The 22,478-nt window shown below is 52.9% G+C and carries 25 protein-coding genes; 8 read left to right on the forward strand and 17 right to left on the reverse strand.

Annotation, left to right across the window (positions count from 1 at the left end):
* Positions 1–64: 64 nt before the first annotated feature.
* The 11 genes from KNP72_RS06495 to KNP72_RS06545 all read right to left on the reverse strand — a co-directional run bounded on the left by KNP72_RS06495 (position 65) and on the right by KNP72_RS06545 (position 10,883).
* Positions 65–271 (reverse strand): cation transporter, encoded by a 207-nt coding sequence (locus tag KNP72_RS06495; RefSeq protein ID WP_214832557.1) that lies wholly within the window; start codon positions 269–271, stop codon positions 65–67.
* Positions 268–2,379, reverse strand: a complete 2,112-nt coding sequence (locus KNP72_RS06500; RefSeq protein ID WP_214720266.1) for a heavy metal translocating P-type ATPase — start codon at positions 2,377–2,379, stop codon at positions 268–270. Before KNP72_RS06500 ends, KNP72_RS06495 begins: the two co-directional genes overlap by 4 nt.
* A gap of 12 nt (positions 2,380–2,391) precedes the next feature.
* Positions 2,392–2,694 (reverse strand): metal-sensitive transcriptional regulator, encoded by a 303-nt coding sequence (locus KNP72_RS06505; RefSeq protein ID WP_214832559.1) that lies wholly within the window; start codon positions 2,692–2,694, stop codon positions 2,392–2,394.
* 96 nt (positions 2,695–2,790) lie between these two features.
* Positions 2,791–4,338: a long-chain-fatty-acid--CoA ligase gene (locus KNP72_RS06510; RefSeq protein ID WP_214720267.1), complete on the reverse strand. Its 1,548-nt coding sequence runs from the start codon at positions 4,336–4,338 to the stop codon at positions 2,791–2,793.
* A 103-nt stretch (positions 4,339–4,441) separates the two neighbouring features.
* Positions 4,442–4,915, reverse strand: a complete 474-nt coding sequence (locus KNP72_RS06515) for a PTS sugar transporter subunit IIA (RefSeq protein ID WP_131472251.1) — start codon at positions 4,913–4,915, stop codon at positions 4,442–4,444.
* A 157-nt stretch (positions 4,916–5,072) separates the two neighbouring features.
* Positions 5,073–6,062, reverse strand: a complete 990-nt coding sequence (gene lplA / locus KNP72_RS06520; protein WP_021066701.1) for a lipoate--protein ligase — start codon at positions 6,060–6,062, stop codon at positions 5,073–5,075.
* Positions 6,063–6,130: 68 nt separating this feature from the next.
* A complete protein-coding gene (locus KNP72_RS06525) occupies positions 6,131–7,018 on the reverse strand; it encodes a Cof-type HAD-IIB family hydrolase (protein WP_251128897.1) in 888 nt (295 codons plus the stop codon).
* 89 nt (positions 7,019–7,107) lie between these two features.
* Complete coding sequence (hemG, locus tag KNP72_RS06530) at positions 7,108–8,493, reverse strand: protoporphyrinogen oxidase (protein WP_214720269.1); 1,386 nt, start codon at positions 8,491–8,493, stop codon at positions 7,108–7,110.
* Positions 8,486–9,415: a ferrochelatase gene (gene hemH / locus KNP72_RS06535; protein WP_021066704.1), complete on the reverse strand. Its 930-nt coding sequence runs from the start codon at positions 9,413–9,415 to the stop codon at positions 8,486–8,488. Before hemH ends, hemG begins: the two co-directional genes overlap by 8 nt.
* Complete coding sequence (hemE, locus tag KNP72_RS06540; protein ID WP_021066705.1) at positions 9,412–10,461, reverse strand: uroporphyrinogen decarboxylase; 1,050 nt, start codon at positions 10,459–10,461, stop codon at positions 9,412–9,414. The genes hemH and hemE overlap by 4 nt, the downstream gene beginning before the upstream one ends.
* 116 nt (positions 10,462–10,577) lie before the next feature.
* Complete coding sequence (locus KNP72_RS06545; RefSeq protein ID WP_021066706.1) at positions 10,578–10,883, reverse strand: MerR family transcriptional regulator; 306 nt, start codon at positions 10,881–10,883, stop codon at positions 10,578–10,580.
* A gap of 129 nt (positions 10,884–11,012) precedes the next feature.
* On the opposite strand from KNP72_RS06545, the gene KNP72_RS06550 reads away from it, so the two are divergent.
* On the forward strand, positions 11,013–12,311 hold the full coding sequence (locus KNP72_RS06550; protein WP_214720270.1) for an ammonium transporter: 1,299 nt from the start codon (positions 11,013–11,015) through the stop codon (positions 12,309–12,311).
* Between the two features lie 39 nt (positions 12,312–12,350).
* On the opposite strand, the gene KNP72_RS06555 is transcribed toward KNP72_RS06550, so the two are convergent.
* Positions 12,351–13,481, reverse strand: coding sequence for an ABC transporter permease (locus KNP72_RS06555; protein ID WP_214832564.1), 1,131 nt, complete (start codon positions 13,479–13,481; stop codon positions 12,351–12,353).
* Positions 13,478–14,215: an ABC transporter ATP-binding protein gene (locus KNP72_RS06560; protein ID WP_214720272.1), complete on the reverse strand. Its 738-nt coding sequence runs from the start codon at positions 14,213–14,215 to the stop codon at positions 13,478–13,480. The genes KNP72_RS06555 and KNP72_RS06560 overlap by 4 nt, the downstream gene beginning before the upstream one ends.
* Positions 14,216–14,382: 167 nt before the next feature.
* Between KNP72_RS06560 and KNP72_RS06565 the strand changes: the two genes are divergently transcribed.
* Positions 14,383–14,637 carry a GlsB/YeaQ/YmgE family stress response membrane protein gene (locus tag KNP72_RS06565; RefSeq protein WP_021066710.1) on the forward strand — a complete coding sequence of 85 codons (255 nt, stop codon included), beginning with the start codon at positions 14,383–14,385 and terminating at the stop codon, positions 14,635–14,637.
* 47 nt (positions 14,638–14,684) lie between these two features.
* Here the strand turns inward: KNP72_RS06565 and KNP72_RS06570 are convergent, their stop codons facing one another.
* Positions 14,685–15,734: a hypothetical protein gene (locus KNP72_RS06570; RefSeq protein ID WP_214720273.1), complete on the reverse strand. Its 1,050-nt coding sequence runs from the start codon at positions 15,732–15,734 to the stop codon at positions 14,685–14,687.
* 132 nt (positions 15,735–15,866) lie between these two features.
* Here KNP72_RS06570 and KNP72_RS06575 point away from each other — a divergent pair, with 132 nt between their 5' ends.
* Positions 15,867–16,295, forward strand: coding sequence for an HIT family protein (locus tag KNP72_RS06575; protein ID WP_214720274.1), 429 nt, complete (start codon positions 15,867–15,869; stop codon positions 16,293–16,295).
* A gap of 54 nt (positions 16,296–16,349) precedes the next feature.
* On the opposite strand, the gene KNP72_RS06580 is transcribed toward KNP72_RS06575, so the two are convergent.
* Positions 16,350–16,679 carry a hypothetical protein gene (locus KNP72_RS06580; protein WP_241764606.1) on the reverse strand — a complete coding sequence of 110 codons (330 nt, stop codon included), beginning with the start codon at positions 16,677–16,679 and terminating at the stop codon, positions 16,350–16,352.
* A 243-nt stretch (positions 16,680–16,922) separates the two neighbouring features.
* On the opposite strand from KNP72_RS06580, the gene KNP72_RS06585 reads away from it, so the two are divergent.
* Together KNP72_RS06585 and KNP72_RS06590 are read left to right on the forward strand one after the other, a co-directional pair.
* Positions 16,923–17,210 (forward strand): hypothetical protein, encoded by a 288-nt coding sequence (locus KNP72_RS06585; RefSeq protein ID WP_241764607.1) that lies wholly within the window; start codon positions 16,923–16,925, stop codon positions 17,208–17,210.
* Between the two features lie 59 nt (positions 17,211–17,269).
* Complete coding sequence (locus tag KNP72_RS06590; RefSeq protein WP_021066715.1) at positions 17,270–17,833, forward strand: HTH-type transcriptional regulator Hpr; 564 nt, start codon at positions 17,270–17,272, stop codon at positions 17,831–17,833.
* On the opposite strand, the gene KNP72_RS06595 is transcribed toward KNP72_RS06590, so the two are convergent.
* Positions 17,817–18,155: a DUF1878 family protein gene (locus KNP72_RS06595; RefSeq protein ID WP_242679007.1), complete on the reverse strand. Its 339-nt coding sequence runs from the start codon at positions 18,153–18,155 to the stop codon at positions 17,817–17,819. The genes KNP72_RS06590 and KNP72_RS06595 overlap by 17 nt on opposite strands.
* A gap of 151 nt (positions 18,156–18,306) precedes the next feature.
* On the opposite strand from KNP72_RS06595, the gene KNP72_RS06600 reads away from it, so the two are divergent.
* Entirely contained in the window at positions 18,307–19,305 is a 999-nt protein-coding gene (locus KNP72_RS06600) for a peptidylprolyl isomerase (RefSeq protein WP_214832566.1), read from the forward strand.
* A 40-nt stretch (positions 19,306–19,345) separates the two neighbouring features.
* Here the strand turns inward: KNP72_RS06600 and KNP72_RS06605 are convergent, their stop codons facing one another.
* Positions 19,346–20,218, reverse strand: a complete 873-nt coding sequence (locus KNP72_RS06605) for an HD domain-containing protein (protein ID WP_214720284.1) — start codon at positions 20,216–20,218, stop codon at positions 19,346–19,348.
* A gap of 172 nt (positions 20,219–20,390) precedes the next feature.
* Here KNP72_RS06605 and KNP72_RS06610 point away from each other — a divergent pair, with 172 nt between their 5' ends.
* Together KNP72_RS06610 and dinB are read left to right on the forward strand one after the other, a co-directional pair.
* Positions 20,391–21,302, forward strand: coding sequence for a magnesium transporter CorA family protein (locus tag KNP72_RS06610; protein ID WP_214832568.1), 912 nt, complete (start codon positions 20,391–20,393; stop codon positions 21,300–21,302).
* A gap of 68 nt (positions 21,303–21,370) precedes the next feature.
* Positions 21,371–22,462 carry a DNA polymerase IV gene (dinB, locus tag KNP72_RS06615; protein WP_251128898.1) on the forward strand — a complete coding sequence of 364 codons (1,092 nt, stop codon included), beginning with the start codon at positions 21,371–21,373 and terminating at the stop codon, positions 22,460–22,462.
* Positions 22,463–22,478 lie beyond the last annotated feature (16 nt).

Raw genomic sequence — 22,478 nt, forward strand, 5'->3', positions numbered from 1 at the left:
TAGCATGTTTTGACTCGCTTGAACATCACAAAAAAAGCTCCCGCCGTCAGGCGAGAGCTTTGAATCATGCGTTGACGTCGTAGCCTTGTTCTTCGATGGCTTCAATCATCGCTCGTTTCGAGATTTTATCGTTATGGATAACATCGACCCGATGGTCCTGGAGCGAAACGATCGCTGATTCGATGCCGTCTAATTCCGTCAGCGCCCCTTCGACCGCTGCTTTGCAATGGTTGCATGTCATACCTTCTACTTTTAAAGTCGTTTCATTCATGTTGATTTTCCTCCTTGTGTTTTCAATCGTAACGCATTCAAGACGACAGAGACCGAACTGAACGCCATCGCTGCCCCGGCAATCCAAGGGGCGAGCAGCCCCGCTGCTGCGACCGGGATGCCCAGACTGTTATAAGCCAGCGCCCAGAACAGGTTTTGCCGAATGTTACGCATCGTCAATGAACTCATCTCGATGGCGCGATTCACGCCCTCGATGTCTTGTCCCATCACGGTGACGTCAGCCGCTTCTAATGCGACATCCGTCCCGCTTCCAAACGCAATGCCGACATCCGCGACGGCGAGAGCCGGTGCATCATTCATGCCGTCCCCGACCATGGCGACACGTCCTTGGCGCTTCAACGCTTCGACGTGATCCGCTTTCTCGACCGGTAGCACCTCGGCGATGACGTTCGTTTCGGGAATCCCGAGTTGACGTGCGATATCGAATGCGACTTCTTTGCGGTCGCCGGTCAAGACGTACACTTGTCTCGTCAAGGCTAGATGTTGCACGACGGCACGGCTCCGCTCTTTCAATTGATCTTGTAGACCGAACGCCGCGACGATTCCAGACTCGTCAGCCACATAGACAGGCGTCATCGCCTGCATGTCCCAGTCCGGTAAGGCGAATCCGGCTTCTTGCATCATGCGGACTGAACCGATACGTAGAGGTTTCCCATCCACGACCGCTTTCAATCCTCGACCGGCCAACTCTTCGACACGTTCGACCTGGCCGCTGCCTTCACCACGACCAATCGCCTCGGCGAGCGGGTGTGTCGACTGGCGTTCGGCCATGATGGCCAACTTCAAGAACGCCGCGTCTCCGAACGTCGCCACCACTTCCGGCGTCCCTTTCGTGAGTGTCCCCGTCTTATCAAAGACAACGATGTCGACACCATTCAACGATTCGAGTTGGCCACCACCTTTAAATAAGACGCCTTGTTCGGCGGCACGGCCTGTCCCGACCATAATCGATGTCGGCGTCGCCAAACCGAGCGCACATGGACAGGCGATGACGAGGACGGCGATCGAGGCCCGAATTGCCATGTCTAAATCGTTGAACCCGAGTGTCCACACCCCGAACGTCAAGGCGCTGATGGCGACGACGATTGGGACGAACACACCCGAAATTCGGTCGGCCTGCCGTTGAATCGGCGCCTTGTCCGTTTGGGCCTGTTCGACGACGCGGACAATTTGAGCGAGCATCGTCTCGCTACCGACACGTTCGGCGACCATCAACACCCGATGTGAACGGTTAATCGTTCCGCCGACGACGTCAGCTCCGACAGTTTTCTCGGATGGAATCGACTCCCCGGTCAGCATCGACTCATCGATGACCGTCTCTCCTTCGACGATTTTCCCATCGACCGGCACTTTCTCACCTGGACGAACGACGATGACGTCACCGGCTTTGACCAAATCGATCGCGACCGAGCGTTCTTCACCGTCTACGAGTAAAATCGCCTCTTTCGCCTGTAACGACAGAAGCGATTTGAGCGCGTCTGTCGTTTTCTCTTTCGCTCGGGCCTCTAACCATTTTCCGAGTAATACGAGCGTGATTAGGACGGCACTCGTCTCAAAATAGAGTGACGGATGCATCGGATGGGCGAGCATCTCGAAGACGGAGTAAAAATAAGCCGCCGACGTCCCTGTTGCCACGAGCACGTCCATATTGGCCGCGCCGCTCTTCAAACTCTTATAAGCACCCTTATAAAACTGGGCCCCAATCCAAAACTGGACCGGCGTGGCGAGCGCGAATTGCCACCACGGGCTCATCAGCCAATCGGCCTGGAACGCCACACCTGGGATGTGCGTAATCATGACGAGCAGAAGCGGTGCCGACAACAGCGCCGAGATGAGCACTTTTCGCTCGAGGGGGCGCAGGTCGTGTTTTGGCGTCAGTTCCGCCTTTCGTTCTGCGCCGTAACCGATTTTTTCGATGCGGGCGATCAGCTCGTCTTCGGTGATGCCGTCGTCGACGCGAATCGTCGCCGTCTCGAGCGGCAAGTTGACGGTCGCTTCGACACCGTCCATTTTATTTAACACTTTCTCGATGCGGGCCGAGCATGCGGCGCATGTCATTCCTTGAATCGACAGTTCGACGGTTTTCATCGGAACACCTCCTTACTTCTTGATGCGGCTGACGATTGTCATCAATTCGTCAATGTACGGGTCCATGTCTTCCGTTTCACTCGCATGGACTAAACATTTACGCATGTGACGTTCGAGCAGTTGCATCTCGACTTGTTTGAGTGCCGCTTGAATGGCTGACGTCTGGGTCAAAATATCGACGCAGTAGCGGTCGCTCTCGACCATCTTGTGAATCCCACGTACTTGTCCTTCGATTCGGCGCAGCCGTTTGCTGAGCGCTTCACGTTCTGCGTCTTCACGCGGAACGATTGGTTGGTCATGCATGAATTCTTCCATGATTATCACCTCACCATCAATATACCCCTACCCGGTAACGGTGTCAAATCTTTTGAACAAAAAAAGGACGACTGATTTCGTCGTCCTTCTCTCCCGTCAATTGCGTTGGAATTGCTCGCTCTTCAAGACGGTCCGTAAAATCTTCCCGGTCGTGTTCCGCGGCAGCTCCTCGATGATTTCGATATGCGTCGGCTGTTTGTACTTCGCCAGTTTCGTCGCCGCGAACGCTCGAATCTCGTCGAGCGTCACCTGTTCGTCTCGCGTGACGATGAACGCTTTGACCGCTTCCCCTTGTTCGGCATCCGGTACCCCGATGACGGCTGCTTCGACGATACCCGGATGTTGATAGAGCACTTCTTCGACTTCGCGTGGATAGACGTTATAGCCACCGACGATAACCATGTCCTTCTTCCGGTCGACGATATAAAAGTAACCGTCTTTGTCCCGTTTCGCCAAGTCGCCCGTATAGAGCCATCCATCGCGAAGCGTCATCGACGTTTCTTCCGGTAATTTATAATAGCCTTTCATCACGTTCGGTCCACGGACGATCAGTTCACCAACCTCGTCGACCCCGACCTCTTCGCCGAGTTCGTCGACGACCTTGTTCTCGACGTGGACGATTGACGGACCGATTGACCCGGCTTTCCGCTCGCCGTGGAGCGGATTGAAACACGTGACCGGTGACGCCTCGGACAGACCGTATCCTTCGAGGATCTTACACTCGAACTTTTGCTCGAACGATTCGAGCAACTGTACCGGCAGACTCGCTCCACCGGATACGAAGACGCGGACATGCTTGAGCGCCGAGGCGTATGCTGGAACTTTCATCGCCGTCTGCAACAGGAAGTTGTACATCGTCGGGACACCGGCAAAAATGCTGACGCGATGTTTTGGGACGAGGTCGAACACGTCCTGCGGTGAGAATTTTGGCAAGATGACAATCGTCGCCCCGCGCAGGAGCGGTGCGTTGACGATGACCGTCAAACAGAAGACGTGGAACATCGGTAAGGCGGCGAGCGCTTTGTCTTCCGGCGTGATCTCCAAATACTCCCCGATCGAATGGGCGTTCGAGAACAAGTTGAGATGTGTCAACAAGGCGCCTTTCGGTTTCCCGGTCGTCCCGCTCGTATACAGGATGACAGCGACCTCGCCCTCATCGACTTCGACCACTTCAGCTTTCGTCGTCGCGAACGCCTCGCTGAACGGTAAGAACTCGATGTCCCCATCCCGCTTCAACGCCGGTACGTCTGCATACGGGACCGAGATGACGAGTCGGAGTTGCGGTAAGTTCGTGAGTGCGGCTTCCGCTTGCGCGACGAGCGGCGACAACGCGACAATCGCCTTTACGTCGCCATCGAGCAAGATGTAGGCCATCTCATCCGGTGTGTATGTAGGGTTGATCGGAATGACGACCCCACCTCGGGCGAGCACCGCGAAATACGAAATCAAGAACGCGGGGCTGTTGCCGAGGACGAGCGCGACGTGGTCGCCTTGACCGATGCCTTTTTGCTCGAGCGTCGCCGCCATCGCCTCGACTTGTCCATAGAACTGTCCGTAGCTGACCGTGTCTTCCCCAAACACGTAGGCCGCCTTGTTCGGATGCGCGGCCACCACGCCTTGTAGTGCCGTGACTAAGTTTGCCATGATAATCCCCCTTTGAAAATGAATGACTATTCACTTTTGAGCCGTAAAAAAGAGCACGGCAGCCGCGCTCTTTTTCAGTTATCTTCATTGTACATGAAACGCCTCAATAAGAAAACGCTTTCAAGTCCATCGTCTGCAAATGATACAATCCGGTCCGGCTCTGTACGTGCACGAGCGCCTGTAACGTCTCATCGTCCATGAGCAAGTCGTCCATCAACTTATGGAGCGCCGACTGTTTCGCTTCCGTCGTCGCCGTGATGAAGAAAATCGCTTCGGCCCGAATACTCTCTCCCGCAATCGTCTGCATCGCAAACGGTTGATTGAGATGCAACAAGGTGATGCCGTCTTGTTTTGCGACGTGAAGCGGTACATCGACGACAGCGACCGGTACGGCGACATCGGTAACGCCCGACGGGATCGTCCGCTCTTGCTCCGTCACGACGCGCGCGAACGTGTCATTGACGATACCTCGACCTTCGAGTTCAAGTCCAATCGCTTGGACGGCGAGATCAAATGTCGGTTGCTCCGTCACCCACATCAAATTCGTGTCCATCCATTCAGTGATAAATCGATACATATCGTTTCCTCCCATTGGTTGACTCCATCTCACGAAAGCGCTTGCACTGATTATGATACGCCTCGCCGGAACGACACGCAACGGTCCAGACAACCTGTCACGAAAACGCCAAAAAGAAAGACCTCTGTAGGGAGGCCCTTCTGCATGAAAACCCGCTTCAGCTAATGAGATCGACGAGTTCTTCGAGCTCGACGTTGCCGAAGTAATGTTTGACGTCAAGCTGTGACAATTGTTCCCGAATCGCGCCGCGTTCGAACCGCGTTCCGACGAGGGCTTGTTCGACGTCATGGATATCCCCGACACCGAAGAAGTCCCCATAGATTTTCGCTTCCGTGATTGTACCCTTGTTGACGTTCAAGCGGACGTCGATCGTACCAATCGGGAATCGACGTTTCGACTCGACATCAAACTTCGGCGATTTCCCGAAGTTCCAGTCCCAGTTCGCATAGCGCTCTTTCGAGATATCCTGAACGATTTCCCAGTCCTCATCGCGAAGCACGTAACGTTCTGGTTCCTGTCCGTCATAAATCGAATGGAGTAGCGCCTCGACAAAGTGCTCCATCGCCATCTCTTCTTCTAAGAACTCCGTGATGTTGGCGACACGGCTACGGACCGACTTGATGCCTTTTGAACGCATCTTCTCTTCCGAGACGTTGAGCGAGTTGACGACTTCCTCGATGTTCGAGTTGAACATGAGTGTTCCGTGGCTGAACATACGGCCGCGCGTCGTGAACTGGGCGTTCCCGCTGATTTTCCGTTCGCCGACTTGGATATCGTTACGTCCCGTCAACTCTGCCTCGACGCCGAGTTGCTTCAAGGCGTCGACAATCGGTTGCGTGAACTTCTTATAGTTGTTGAACGAGTTGCCGTCATCTTTTGTGATGAAGCTGAAGTTCAAGTTGCCCTCATCATGATAGACAGCACCGCCGCCTGACAAACGACGGACGACGTCAATCCCGTTCTCTTCGATATACTTCAAGTTAACTTCTTCTGATGTGTTCTGGTTCTTGCCGATGATGATCGACGGGCCGTTAATATAGAACAAGAAATAATCCTCATGCTCGACGTTCAAATGTTTGAGGATATACTCCTCGACCGCCAAGTTGAGTTTCGGGTCCCGGATATCCGGGTTGAAAATAAATTTCACAGTAGGTTCCTCCTAAGGATAATCGTTAATTGTATTATACGAGACGGCGGCCCGGCGCTACAACTTGTTTACTTCCATTCCCCGTTCATGACGCGCTTCAATGCGTTCGCGACGCCGTATTCGTCATGACGCTCTGTGACGTGGTGGCTAATGGCAATCAAGTCTTCGTGACTATTGCCCATCGCGATCGCTTTACCGGCCACCTCAAACATCGGGACATCGTTCAAGTTGTCCCCGATGACGACGACTTCCGATAAATCGACGCCGAAATGCTCGGCCAATTTTTTGACGCCGCGCCCTTTATCAGCCCCGTTCGCCATGACTTCGATATTGTCATTGCCTGAAGACGTGACGTAAACGCCTTCCACGCGCTCATCGATTTCCGTCCATAGTGAGGACATCTTCTCGAAATGACTCGAAAAGGCGATGAATTTATAGACGCGTCCGGCCTCATTCTTGATGAAATCCTCGATGTCTTCGACGAGACGGACGTCCTCGTTGACGTAATAACGTTTTTGGAAGAACTCATACATCTCGAGCGACCGCTCATCGCCGTTCTGCTTCAAGTTCTCCATCGTCGCATCGATCAAATCGAGTCGGCTCGCGACGAGGCCCGCCTCTGAATACATTTCATAGAAGACGTCCGAATATTTGTGGTCTTGATGCAACACCGACACGACCTCGAGCGCCTCTTCTGTCGTCAAATCGATTTCATGTAGCACTTCACCCGTTTCCGTCAGCACGCGACCGCCGTTCGAAGAGACGATCGGGCACGTGAGGCCCACCTCGTCGAGAATCTCTTTCGCGTTGAAGTAATTGCGTCCCGTCGCAATCGCAAAGCGAATCCCTTGTGCTTCTGCCGCACGGACGATTTCTGCCGTCTCAGGTGCAATTTTCGTGTGGTTGTGCAGAATCGTGCCATCCATATCGGATACGAACAATTTGTACGTTGTCATCAACATCCACTCCTCTTTTTCTGTTTCGCTTATAACTATAACAAAAAGAGAGGCCATCGGAATAATCCGACACCTCCCTTCATGAATCTTTAACCTTCTTCTGCGAGCGCTTTGATTTGTTCATGGACGCTCTTGATGCAGTCTGGCATGCCGATTCCGTCATAGGCGATGCCTGCGAGCAAGATCCCTGGATAGACGCGGCCCATCTCGGCGCGCAACGCGCGGACCCGATCGGAATGGAAGACGGCGTAAGGTGGCAACCCGTCCCGAAGCCGGCTGACGACCGTCTCGAGTGGCGCTGCTTTAATCGTCATCAAGCCTCCAAGGTCACGTAACGCCGTCGCGACAATCTCCTCATCTGACGCATCGACGATCTCATCGGCGCCCGGACGTCCGAGAAAGACGCGCAGGACGTGATACCCTTCCGGCACGGCATGCGGCCATTTTTGGTCGATGAACGTGCACGCCGTAATCGTCACATCCGCCTCTTGGCTCGTGACGAAGCCCGTCCCGATGAACGGCAACTCGATATCGTCTTCTTTGAATACGAGCGAACACGTCGCCGTCGCGTGCGGTTTCATATCCGCGAGAAAATTACTGTCGACTTTCGGTAAGAACTGACGGATGAGCCGAGGCGGGACCGTCAAGATGAGGTGGTCGGACTCGATATCGCCTCGATTCGTCAGCAGGCGATAGCCGCCTTCAATCTCCTCGACTTGTTCGACCGAACAGTTCAAGATGATCTCGGTGCGCTCTAGTCGCTCGGCAAGACGATCAGTGAGCGACTTCAAGCCTCGCTTGAGTGAAGCGAACTGTCCAACTTTCTTGGCGCCGACTTCCGCGACCCGTTGTTCAGGACGCAAGTGTCGCATCCCTTCATACAAGTTCCCATGTTTCTTCTCGCCTTCGATAAACTGAGGGAACGTCGACAAAGCGCTCATCTGATCGATGTCTCCCGCGTAAATCCCGGAAAGAAGCGGTTCGATCAGCCGGTCGACGATCGGGTCCCCGACACGTTCACGCAAGTACAAACCAAGGGAGACGTCCGTTTCCGGTGCTTCGACGTCCGGTGGCGATAAGAGCATCGCCCGGAGCGCGGCATGTTCTTCGTCCGATAAGAGTGTCGTGTCCTTGAACGCATCGACGTCGAGCGGGATGCCCATGACCGTCTGTTTCGGAATCGGATGCAGCCCGTCATGATGGAGCACGTACGCTTGCCCGACCCCGTTCCGGACGATTTCATCGCCGAGACCGACGTCATGAATCAAGTCCGTCATCGCTGTCTTGCGGAACACGTACGAGTCGGGACCTCGTTCGACCGCAAATTCTCCCGTTTCAAACGTATCGATTTTCCCGCCTAACCGTCCGCTCGTCTCGACGAGCTTGATCGTGACGTCGTTCGGTAAATAACGCTCGGCATAAAAAGCGGCGGTGAGACCTGTGATCCCACCACCGACAATCGTTACATTACGCATGATGTACAATCACGCTTTCCATGCGATCGGCGATGGCTTCAATGAAGCTCCGCTCCGCGTTTGGCATGTTAGGACGCGCGTAGTGAACGCCGAGGCGGTCACAGACGACTTTACATTCCACGTCGTTATCGAAGAGCACCTCGAGGTGATCCGCGACAAATCCGACCGGCGTGTAAACGAACGCTTCATAGCCATGCTTTTCATAAAGTTCAGCCGTCAAATCTTGGACGTCCGGCCCGATCCACGGGTCAGGCGTGTTGCCTTCCGACTGCCAACCGACCTCATAGTTCGGTACGCCCGCCGCTTGAGCGATTTTGTCAGCCGTCTCTTTCAATTGATCCGGGTACGGGTCGCCACCTGCCAAAATCTTCTCTGGGAGACTGTGCGCCGAAACGATCAAGCAAGCCTTCTCGGCCGGCACCGGCAAGTTCGCGAACGTCGTTTTGATGGCTTCCGCCCACCAATTGATGAATTTCGGCTCATCGTACCACGATTCGACCGAACGGATCTCGATGCCGTATTTCGCGGCTTCTTCATGCGCCCGTCCGTTGTACGACTTGACGCTGTATGACGAGTAGTGCGGGGCCAATACGACCGAGACCGCTTCTTTGATGCCGTCGTTCGCCATTTGCGCGACCGCGTCTTCTACGAACGGTTCGATGTGCTTGAGCCCGATATAGAGCTTGAAGTCGATTTCGCCCACGTGGCGCTCGTTCAAGATGTCACGGAGCGTCTCCGCTTGATCGATCGTGATTTTCGCGAGCGGCGACACGCCACCGATGGCCTCATAGCGCTCCGTCAAGTCTTGGAGTGCTTCCGGTGAAGGCTTGCGACCATAACGAATGTGCGTATAGTAGCGCTCGATATCTTCAGGTTTGTACGGTGTCCCATAAGCCATTACGAGTAATCCGACGGTTTTCATAATGATTTGCCTCCCATTTTTTCACGTGAGTAGTCATGGATAAATGCTGTCAATTTGACGAGCACAGACGGATCGACTTCCGGGAACACCCCATGTCCCAAGTTGAAGACGTATCCAGGTTGTTTCATCCCCTCATCGAGGATTTCTTTCACTTTCGCTTCGATGATCGGCCACGGAGCTAGCAAGAATGACGGGTCAAGGTTACCTTGGACCGCTTTCGTGATACCGCGGTCGCGCGCTTCTTGAATCGACAGGCGCCAGTCGAGTCCGACGACGTCGAGCGGCTGGTCTTGCCACTCTTCGACGAGATGGCTCGCTCCGACACCGTGCATGATGAGCGGGATGTCGAGCTTGCGCAACTCGGTGAAGATCCGTTCTGTCGTTGGTTTGATATAACGAACATAATCTTTGCGGCTGAGCGTCCCGACCCATGAGTCGAACAACTGGAACGCTTGAATGCCGGCCTCCGCCTGCGCCGTCGCATACGTGATGACCATGTCGCCAAGCTTCTCCATAAGTGCGTTCCATACGTCCGGCTCTGCGTACATGAGCGCTTTCGTCCGATGGTAACTCTTCGATGGACCGCCTTCAATCATATAACTCGCGAGTGTGAACGGTGCACCCGAGAACCCGATGAGCGGTACTTCCAAACGTTCCCGAAGCAAACGAATCGTCTCGAACACGTACGAGATGTCGTCCGTGTTGAGCGGTTTTAAGCGTTCCACGTCTTCCATCGTCCGGTACGGGTTATCAATGACCGGACCGATGCCGCTCTTGATTTCCACATCCACGCCCATCGACGGAAGTGGCGTCATAATATCTTTATACAGAATGGCCGCGTCGACTCCTAGTTGTTTTACCGGGAGTTCTGTCACGTAGGCACACAATTCGGCATCATGAGTGATTTCGAATAATGTCCTCGTTTTTTTGATCTCACGATATTCTGGTTGGTAGCGTCCGGCTTGGCGCATGTACCAAACGGGCACATAGTCTGTCGCCTCTCCTTTAAACGCCTTCAAAATAGTATCGTTCATACGTCGCGTCATTCCCCTCTATAATTCTCCTACACTCTTCTTCTATAGGTATGTGAACTCAAAAACATTATACAGAAATTAATTAGAATAATGCTAATGTGAAGCATTTTCATTGTGTTTTCTTTGTGTCATTTCTTTGGCGGATACGTGCGGAAGGCCGAATTAAGCTGACCACGAATCAAATCGTCACGCTGTTTCGTCGACAAGCGCTTCTCGCGATCTTTGATGTCTTGAATCCGCCAACCATCTTCGAGCTTCGAGGCCACATCAATCAATCGTTCCACATCATGGAAAGAATATTTACGTGAACCGCCTTTGGTTCGTTCTGGAAAGACGAGCCCTTTTGACTCATAATAGCGGACTTGTCGCTCCGAAAGTCCCGTCAGTTCAGTGATGACGCCCATTCCAATCACTTTCTTCGACTTATAGTCCATCTCTCGCCCTCCTCCCTCATAAAAAAACTATGTCAGATAATCTGACAATTTGCAATCCAAGTCGAATTTTTCGCCTTACACTGAAAACAACTTTTGAATCATCAATCGTTAAAAAGGAGGAATCGCAACATGGAAGACATCTTATATTATATGGACACGCTGTTCGTACTCATCGCCGCCTTGCTCGTCTTGACGATGCAACTTGGATTTGGGTTGCTCGAGACGGGGACGCTCCGGGCTAAAAACGCCGGGCACGTCGCAGTCAAACAAATCATTAGCCTCTCTGTGGCGGCACTCGCCTTTTGGGCTGTCGGCTTCGGCCTCTCATTCGGGGACGGGACCCGTTGGTTCGGGACAGAAGGATTCTTCATGAACGGATCGTTCACGAGCCTCGATTGGGCCAACGTCTCGATCGACATCAAATTCTTGTTCCAGTTGTCATTCGTCGCTGTCGCGCTCGCCATCGCCTGGGGCGGTTTCGCAGAGCGGGCTAAATTGTCTGCTTACGTCTTGTTCGGCGTCTTCTTCGTCGCCATCCTGTATCCAATCGTCGCCCGCTCGGTATGGGCTGGTGGACTTCTCGGGACGATGGGCATGCAAGACTTCGCCGGTTCGGCTGTCGTCCACCTTCAAGGCGGAATGGCTGCCCTTATGGCCACCATCATCTTGAAACCACGTCGTAAAACGGAATCACTCGCCGGTCATAACCACGTCTTGACGGTCGTCGGTGGACTCGTGCTCTGGCTCTGCTGGTTCGGTTTCAATGCCGGGTCGACAATGTCGGTCGCGGACGGATTCTTCGGTTACGTCGCTCTTACGACGATGCTCGCCACGGCTGCAGGTGCGCTCGGTGCGCTCGCCATCGTCATGATTCACAAGAAAACGGCGGACATCCCGACAATCGTCAACGGTGTCCTCGGGGCACTCGTCGCCATCACCGCTGCTTGCGCCTTCGTCGAACCTTGGGCCGCCATCGTCATCGGTGCCCTCGCTTCGATCGCCACGTATGGTACGAGCATCCTTATGGCGAAATATATTGACGATCCGCTCTGCGCCTTCTCAGTGCACGGTGTTGCCGGTATCATCGGGACGCTCGCGCTCGGATTCTTCGCCTCGCCTCGCTTGGTCGAGATCACAGGCATCGGTTCGGCCGGCCTTTTCTACGGCGGCGGCTTGACTCAACTCGGTGTCCAAGCACTCGGTGTCTTGATCGCGATGGTCATCGCCGGTGGCGGTAGCTACGCCTTCTTAAAACTCCTCGACGTCACAATCGGTCTTCGTGTCACAGAAGAACAAGAAGATATCGGCCTCGACATCGCCGAGCACGGTGTATCTGCTTACGGTGAAGTCGAGACAGAACCAGAAGCACCGGCACGTCTTCCGAAAATTCTCGGGTCGAGCGTATCGGTCATGTCACCTAAGAAATAACGACAACAGTCAGGGACACTCAATCCGGGTGTCCCTGTTTCATGTCAATCGACTCAAGTAATATCGGACGACCAAATACGCGAGGCCGAGACCGACGAGCGCGTCCCACGTCGCCCCGAACAAGAGCGAGGCAACACCGAGGGCGAGCAGTTGCGCGAACAATAACCGCGTCGCCCACCATTTATAGGCGACGAGCCTTTCGGTACGTGTAATCGGTAACCACGACGCCATCGATACCGTGTCGAGCCGTTTAAATAATGGGACGAGTTGGAGCGCCGTCAACCCGACGAAGAGCGGGACGACCAACCCGACATACCATCCGCCCGAGAGCCACATGACGACGAGCGCGACGGCGGAAAGACGCAACACGAGGTCGAGCGAATCGTTCGAGCGCATGACCCGGAGCCCGTACACGTAACGGGCGGCATCAGCCCGTTTCAACACAGACCGCTCGAGCAGACTGACGATGAACGACCGCTCCCTCACATCTTCCCGCATCGCCGGCACATCGACGAACCAACTGACGACCCGGTTGAACTGGGCTTTGCTCTTTTCTTCGAGCGTGAGCCAGTCAAGCAGCGGGATGCGCCGATTCCGTCGCACGTGGAGCAGGACAAACGGGACGAGTGCGGGCACTGGCGTCAACAGTGGCACACCGAACAGCATGAGGAAGCCGCTGGCGAGTGCGCTCGGCAAGACGACGTATTTAATACCCTCCAACTTGGCGAGACGACCCGCGGCTGAAAGGAGCACACTCGTCGCGAGGATGGCCCCGACTTCGACCGACGTGAGCGTTTGTGTCCGGACGAGTAGCGGCAACACGACGAGCATGACGAGGAGGGCACGGACGGTGGCGAAGACGACATTGAATGCGCGAACGCCTGTCATGAACGCTTGAATCTCACCGAGTCGTGGCAATAAGAAGACTTGATCTGCTTCTTGAATCAACGTCCGGGGACGATGACCGAGCGGAAGCAGCAACCAAATCAGCGCCACGATCCATTCACTCGGAAAAACCGGGTCCAAATCCGTCAAAAATTGGTTATACACGAACGCCCCGTAGATGAGCGTGAAATAAAGCGTGAATAACAAGCCGCCGTTCGCGACGTAGCGGCTGTATTTCACGACGTCTTCCATCCAGACGCCAAATCGTTGTTTGAATACGTTCATCGTTTCCGCTCCTCGGTCTCAATCGCCTCGACATAGATGTCATCGAGCGTGGCGTCCGGACGCAGACCGTATGTGTCACGAAGTTGCGCGGCCGTCCCGGTCGCGATGACCGATCCTTGGTGCAAGAAGACGAAACGGTCGCAGTGGCGCTCGGCCGTCTCTAAGATGTGCGTCGACATCAAGATGGCGCAGTCTTCCTTATACTCGTCAAACAATCGCAACAGTTGGCGAATCGCAAGCGGATCGAGTCCGACGAACGGTTCATCGACGATGAGGAGCGGTGACTTCGTCACGAGCGCACAGAGAATCATCGCTTTTTGGCGCATCCCTTTCGAGAAGACGGACGGGAACCAGTCCAGTTGCTTCTCCATCCGCATATCTCGTGCCAATCGCTCGGTCCGGGTCGTCAAATCCGCCACGTCGATGTCATACGCTTTCCCGATCAACGTCAAATGTTCACGCAACGTCAGCGTGTCGTACAAGATAGGGGTCTCGGGTATATAACTAATTTTCTTACGATAATTCTTTTCTGACGAGCTGAGTGTTTGACTATCGACTTCGACCGATCCTGAAATCGGATCAAGCAATCCTAAAATATGTTTGATTGTTGTCGATTTTCCGGCTCCGTTTAGCCCTATCAGCCCGACGAGTTCACCTTTTTTTACATCAAACGAAATATCGTGTAACACTTGTTTACCTATATAACCGCCATTCAAGTGGTCGACGTGCAACATGAAAACTCCACCCCTCATTTTCAACTTTTTTTTGTGATATATGTTTTAAAAGCTGTCACATGGGAATAATCTGAAGTGTAAGGCATTTTAAAACTTATTCAGTACTTCCATTGTTCCATAAAATTGTTAGTGAGAACAATGGACAAAACAGAAAGGAGAATGTTTTTATGGGTTGGATTATCACTTTAATCGTTGGGGGTATTATCGGTTGGTTAGCAGGTCTTATTTTAGGTAAGGATGTACCAGGTGGCGTCATCGGGAACATCATTGCTGGTATCATCGGTGCTTGGCTCGGTGGCCTCATCTTCGGAGACTTCGGTCCTGCAGTTGGCGGCATCGCGATTATCCCAGCACTTCTTGGTGCGATTATCTTAATCTTGATCGTATCGTTCGTTATGAAATCAATGAACCGTAAACGTTAATCTACGGCTCACGTAAAAGGGACCCTCGCCGAGGGTCCCTTTTTTTGTCATGTCAAAATGAGATAGATGGCTTCATCCCGCTCGATGAACCGTTTCTCGCTCTGTAAGCGCAAGAACGTGAAAATCGACTCGAGCAACGTTCGGTCGTAGCGCCATTCGAGGCCGAGGTCCGTGTCGACTTTTTCATTCGGTTCGCCCAAGAGCGCGAGCAGGTCGTCGGGCCGTTTCTGTAAATCGATATCAATGCGATCGACCCGGCCGTCGACAAACCGGAGTTCCATCCCATCATAGCGCCAGACGTCGCCCCGTTCCATCGGTTCACCAATCTCGTCGACGACTTTCTGTTCCCGTTTGTTCATGAGCGCCTCAAGCATCTCAATCGAATGACCGGTTTGCGCCTCGACCTCGATTTCAATCAATTCGGCTCGTTCGAGGTCGAATTGTCCGGCCACCGTCTCGTCCTGGTCCGGCAATAACCCAAACGCCAGTTGCGCATCTTCCGTCAATGTCACGGCCTCGGTTTCGGTCACTGTTTCCCCATCGACGACGGCGACGGCTTTGACGTCGTAACGGCCCGGCATGCGAACCACCTCAACTGCTGTGCCTGCCTCATCAATCCGTCCCGCCTGCACCCCATCTATCCAAATATTCGTCAGTGGAACGTCTGCCAAAGCACGCAACGTCTTCGGCAACAACTCAATCCGATAATCCGCAAAGCCGAACCGCCCTTCGCCCGTATCGACGAGCCGGAACAATCCGTCCGTCTCTATGCCTTGTGCCCGGTCCGACCTGTCCTGCGCCACTTCCGAGATGGCCTCACCACGGATCGACTTCTCTTCATTCAACCACTCCATGAAACGGAGCGCTTCGGCTCGCGTGAGCGGTTCCGCTTCATATTCGACGTTTTCCTGGAAGAAGCTGACGTCTTCGGTCAACAGTGCGTCCTTGAAGCGGACGTGAATCTTGTCGTTGGCAGCAGCCGGTTTATATTCCCATTGATAGAACGCACCGACCGCGAGGCCGACACCGAGCGTCACGAGCAGCCCGAGATAGATATTTCTTCGCCGTGACGGTTTCTTCGATCGTACATACGCCATCCGTTTTCTTCCTCTCTCTACTTGCTATTGGTTTCAGTGTAAGGGGCATCGTCTGTCCGGACAATCGTTCTTCCGCCCGAATTTCCATGTTATGATGAGATGGATTAGTCATTCATGAATGGAGGAGTCAGCATGCACACTGAGGACAACTGTATCTTTTGTAAAATCGTTAACAACGACATCCCGTCGTATAAGGTATACGAGGATGACGCCGTCGTCGCGTTCCTCGATATCTCTCAAGTCACGAAAGGACATACGCTCGTCATTCCGAAACACCACGCCCGTAACATCTATGAATTGCCGACCGATGTGGCCCGTGACGTCTTCCAAGCCGTCCCTGCCGTCGCGAACGCGATTCAGCGTGAAACAGGCGCGATCGGGATGAACGTGTTGTCTAACGCCGAAGCGATTGCCGGGCAGACCGTCTATCACTTCCACATCCACCTCTTGCCGCGCTACGGGGAGACGGACGGATTTGGCGCCAAATGGGAAACGCATCAAGACGCGTACTCATCTGACGACATGCAGGCAATCGCTGCCGGTATTAAAGCAAACCTGTAACAAATAAATGGACCGATCGCCCAATGTGCGACCGGTCCATTTTTGTCTCGCGCCTCATGACGAGTTGATTGAATCGAGATGGCGCTTCCGCTCCTCTTCGATTTGGGCACGCTCGACTTGTAATTTAATCGCCTGCTCGTATAACTGTTGCCGCGATTTGACAGATTCCGCTTGTTCGAATTCTTTTCTTAACAAATTTAGACGGGCGTCTATTTCAATAAGTCGCTTTTCAAGCAAAGTTTGTTTCCGCGTCTGTTCGTTCTGTTCCGACGCTTCATATCCCGCCTCGAGTGCTTCCATTATTGTCTGTGCCCAAGGGTCATCTCCCAGTCGCTTGGCCGCGTTATACAGGTCTAACATGTCATCAACCCAACGCTTTTGCATATTCACTGGAGGTCACCTTCCTTTACCCATAGTTTAAAATAAAATGATTTTTCGGTCAAAATTGAATGTTCTGAAAAATTTTATTTAAGATATAGGTTTTTAATCTCTCTTTTTTGGTAAAATAATATGAAAAGAATGTATTCTAGTATCAGCGTGCTCGAGGAGGGGAATGTATTGTCGAATCACAATCGTCGCGATTGGGTTGCTTTCGGCTTTGTCGTAGCGTTTCTAGGAGCTGTGACCGTGAAAAAACTCGCCCGTGGAACGGCGAATGACGCGGCGGCCAATCAACACCGAGCGTCTACAATCACTACGTTGAAAGAACAATTCCAAAAAGTCGCTAAAGATGCGTCGCAAGTTGCGGCGGCAGGTAAGTTACAAGGTAAAGAATTGACAGATCAAGTAAAAGCCGAAGTCGAACGCTATCAACAAGACATTCAGCCTTCAATCGAGCGGATCCAAGGAAACCTAAACGAGCTTTCGAACGTACAGTCAGATGCGACCGAAGCGAAAGCGGAAAAGGCCAACTGACCGGTCTGTCGTCATCGCCCGTCGTTTTAGTCACATTGTATCGGAAAGGATGGATCGACATGGAACACGAAAAAGAATTCACTGGCCCTGAGGCCATGCTCTATAGTCATAAAATCATTCAGCTTAGTAAGGCACTGTGGAAGACGGTCGAGAAAGACTGGCAAAATTGGATTAAACCGTTCGACTTGAACATAAACGAGCACCATATTTTATGGATTGCTCACGCCCTCGGCGGCGCCTCGATCTCAGAGATCGCCAAATATGGGGTCATGCACGTATCGACGGCGTTCAACTTCTCGAAGAAGTTAGAAGACCGCGGTTTGCTCACGTTCTCGAAAAAGGAAACGGACAAACGAAATACGTACGTCCAATTGACGCCTGAAGGTGAAGCGCTCTTGCTCGAGACGATTCATGCGTTCGACCCGGAAGAGAACGGCGTCTTCCGCGCCTCGCTCCCGCTTCAAGAATTGTACGGGAAATTCCCGGACTTGACGGACATCACCGCGATCGTTCGCCGATTGTATGGCGACAACTTCATGGACATCTTTGCAGAAACGTCGAAGATGATCACGGAAGAAGCCGGACGTCGCCCCGAGGACGACGAGATCAGTAAAGAAGCTTGACCTGCCGATACAGCGGTTCCGTGACGTCTAGCGCCATCCCTTGGCGCACGCACGCCGCGAGAATCGTCTCGGCCTCTAACTGAGGATGAAGCATCCCAACGAAATGAACGAGCAAAGGTTCCACGGACGACAGCCCGTAGCGCATTTGCTCGTTTTGTCGTTCTCGGATATCATCCAGCAACGCGAAAAATGCGACGACGTCTTGCCTCGTCAAATTCGCCTTGAGCACCTCATGTTCAAAGGGCCGCTCCGACCAATCGACCGCCCCGAGCAACAGTTCCATTTGAAACGATAATTGATTGATTTTCTCTTCTAACGACACGTTCTCCACCCCATCATTTCACATTCTCTTTCATCATTATACGACACGTTTCTGTGCTATGATACTACACAGGCAAGAGAACAGCTGTTATCATTAACAAAATGTGGTATAGTCGGATTTAGAAACTTATAGATTTATAGGGGTGGAATATATGTCAAACGGAATGACGAATGAACCGAACAAACAGAACAAGAAGTTTTCAACAGGCGCCCTCGTCGGCGCGTCAGCGATTGCACTTCTCATCGGTGTCGGCGGCACGTATGCGGCGACACGCGGCGGGGCTTCTGACAACTCAACAGTTGTTTCTTTTGAAGGCGGCGAAGTGACACGCGGCGAAATCGTAGACAAGAGCTACGATAGTATGGTCCCACAACTTGCGTTCCAAGAAACGATGAACGAATTGCTTGAAAAAGAGTATGGCGACAAAGTCGAACAAGACAAAGTCGATGAAGAGTTCAGCAAGACCGAAGAGCAGTTCAACTCGAAAGAAGAGTTTGAGCAAGCGATTCAACAAGCCGGCATGACTAGCACGGACGAGTTCAAAGAAGCGCTCCGCGGTCAAATGCTCGTCGATGCAGCGAAATCAGAGCTCGTCGAAGTAACAGACGAAGATATCGAAGCACAGTTCGCGAAAGAGAACGTCGAAGTCAAGGCGAGCCACATCCTCGTCGAGACAGAAGAAGAAGCACAAGCGATCATCAAAGAGTTGAATGACGGTGCCGACTTCGCTGACGTCGCGAAAGAAAAATCGACAGACACAGGTTCTGGTGAGAAAGGTGGCGACCTCGGTTACTTCTCAGCCGGCGCCATGGTCCCTGAATTTGAAGAGTACGCGTTCCAAGAAGACGTCGTTGGCAAAGTTTCTGACCCGGTTCAGTCACAATTCGGCTTCCACGTCATCAAAGTCATGGACCGTAAAGAAAAAGACCTTAAACTCGAAGATGAGAAAGATCGTATTCGTGAAGAATTAGCGACTGAAAAAGCCGCTTCTGTCGACGCGAATAAAATCTATGCCGAGTTGATCGAGAAATATAACGTCGATGTGAAAGATGCGAAAGCATCGAAGCAGTTCGACGCCGTGAAAGATGCGCTCAAAGCAGAAAAAGAAGGTACAGAAGAAACTCCTGCCGAGGAATCGACAGAGCAGTAATAATAAAAGACGTCCCGCGGGACGTCTTTTTTGTATGCCTTCATAACTTCGGTTTATAGAACGCCCGGTTGTCGAGCGCCATGACCCGTTCTGTGAACGTCCCTGGCTCGACGCCTTCGAACGCCTTATCGAACATATTCATCCGGGCATCGATATTGTCGATGAAGAAGAGCATCTCGGCTTCCGGGAGCTGCGGCGCGTTCGCCGATCCCCATTCCGGTTTCCCGTGATGGCTGAGGACGAGGTGTTGGAGCAACGTCACGACTTCACGGTCGGTGCCGAGCTCTCGGGCCACGACTTCGATTTCAGTTGCCATGAGCGCTAAATGACCGAGCAGCTTGCCTTCGAGCGTATACTCCGGTGTGATCGCGTCCGATAACTCGATCACTTTCGCCAAGTCGTGGAGCACGACGCCCGAGACGAGCAAGTCTCGATTCAATTGCGGATAGAGGTCGCACATCGTGTCAGCCAGCTTCAGCATCGACAGGACGTGGAACGCAAGCCCTGAATAGACCGCATGGTGATGGCGCACCGCTGCCGGATACGTGAAGTAAGCTTCCTCGTTCCGGTCGACAAGCGCCGTCACGAGTTGTTTCATCCCCACGTGCTCCATCGCCTCGATATAGCCGCGAATCCCTGTCTCGAGTTCTGACTTCGGCACTGGGGCCGAGCGCACGTATGGCGCGATGTCCGTCTCACCTTCGATGATGGAGATTTGTTTCAACTTCAACTGGGTCCGGCCACGGTAGTCCATCACTTCCCCGGAAGCATGGACAATCTTTTTCGTCGCATATTTGTCCGTATCGGCACTGTCCCATACTTTCGTCTCAATCTCTCCGCTCTCATCGCATAGGATGAGCGTCAAATATGGTTTGCCGTTTCCGGCGAGTCCACGATACGATTGTTTAATCATCACATATTGGTTCAACGTGTCGCCCACTTTGAGCTGACCGATTTTAGTAGTCGTCAAAAAAAGCACCTCTCTTCTTGTCAGTACCTACATCTTAACGAAAGTTCAGGTCAGATGCCAACTTTCTAAGAAAAGCGGGAATACTTCAGAGAGAAGCATATTGGGGGAATGAAAGATGAATTGGAATTGGTATACACGACCAGAAGAAATCGTACATGTCGACAATCACTATGAGGAAGCGTACACATATTGGCTCGAACAATTGACGACGGCGAAAGTCACAAAAATCATCGTCGAACGTGATTATATGTACGGGTCGCTCACGCTCGACTACGAACAACTCGAACGCGAACCACAAAAAATCGGGCACTATTTCGTGACCCGGGACTTTTTATGGACAATTGGATTCGATGAGCTGTATTGCGAGACAGTGGCCGCGAAGCAGTATGACTCGCCAATCGAGGCATTCTATGACCTGCTCTCTGAAAAGATGGACTATTATTTCCACGGTATCGATGAGTATGAAGAACGCTTGATGATGACCCAACGCGAGATGAGCGGGCAAGTCCCGCCCGAATTTATGAATGAGATTTTCGGGCTCCGCAGCGAGATTGAACGATGGTCCGACACTGTCGTCCCATATCGTGAGTTACTCATGGCCGGACGTGAGGCGTTCCTTGATGTCGACTTAGATGAATTGAAAGCCTATCGCCTTGCCACGTATCGGGTCGACCGTCTATTGACGTTAATCGAACATTATCAAGCCGATGTCATCGCGTTAACCGACCTCGCCTCGACGCTGTCGAACTTTCGCGGCAACGAGATTATGAAGGCGTTGACCGTCTTCACGGCTTTGACGACCCCGGTCGTCGCCTTGGGTGCCATCTGGGGAATGAACTTCAAAGAGATGCCTGAACTGAAGTGGCCGCTCGGTTATCTGTTCGCCTGGATGATGATTATGCTCTTCACAGGCTTGGTCTATGCGTGGTTGAAACGAAAGAATTGGATTGGTTCGCTCTTACAGTTCCCAAATCAAATTCGGAACCAAGAACGATTGGAAAAACAACGTAAGAAACGAAGTGAGTGAAAAGACTAAAAAAACGAACAAAAGTTCGGTATACTGAAAGGAGCAGATGAGACAGAAAGGTGATGTACATGGAACGATTGATTATCCACGTCGATATGGACGCGTTTTACGCCTCGGTCGAACAACGGGACCGTCCTGATTTACGTGATAAGCCTGTCATCGTCGGTGGCGCCCCCCACAGCCGTGGGGTGGTCGCCACCTGTTCGTATGAGGCGAGAAAATACGGGATTCACAGCGCCATGTCATCACGGCGTGCGTTCGCTCTCTGTCCCCAGGCGACGTTCGTCAAACCGCGGTTTCACGTCTATCGGCAAGTCAGCCAGCAAGTGATGGCCATCTTCAAGTCCATCACACCGCTCGTCGAACCGCTCTCGCTTGACGAGGCGTATTTGGACGTGACCGAGAACACACTTATGAGCACGTCCGGCCCTTATATCGCGCGGTATATCCTTGGGGAAATCAAGCGCCGGACGGGGCTGACGGCCTCGGCCGGAGTCGCCCCGTCAAAGTTCGTCGCCAAAATCGCCTCCGGGTTCAACAAACCGAACGGACTGACGGTCGTCGAAGCGGCCGATGTCAAATCGTTCCTCGCCCCGCTCCCCATCACGACGATGCACGGCGTCGGTAAAGTGACCGCCCAAACGCTGTTCAAACACGACTACCATACGATTGCTGACCTCCAGCGCGCACAACCCGAACAGGTTAAGGCCATCTTCGGCTACGACCGCGGCAACCAGCTATACGAACTCGCCCATGGCCGTGATTTCCGCCCCGTCGTCCCGACGCGGGAACGCAAATCGATCGGTTCCGAGACGACGTTCGCATTCGACCTCGATGACCCGGAGGAAGTATATGAACGCGTCGTCCCGGAAATCGAAGATGTGCTCCATCAACTCGACCGGCGTGAACTCAGCTGCCAGACGGTGACGATTAAAATCAAGACAAGCGAGTTCCAGGCCCGGAGCCATCAAATCAAACTGAACCATCCGACGCACGACCACGACGAGATTAAACGGCTCGCCCGCCGCCTGTTCGACGAGATGGCGATCACTGAACCGGTCCGCTTAATCGGGATGACGGTGTCCGATTTAATCACCCGTACAGAGACGGCACGTCAGCTCACGTTCGAAGAGCTGACAAAACCTTCGCTTGAAGAATGAATGACCATTCAGTACA

The sequence above is a fragment of the Exiguobacterium sp. s152 genome (assembly GCF_018618335.1).
Classification (GTDB): Bacteria; Bacillota; Bacilli; order Exiguobacteriales; family Exiguobacteriaceae; genus Exiguobacterium; species Exiguobacterium chiriqhucha.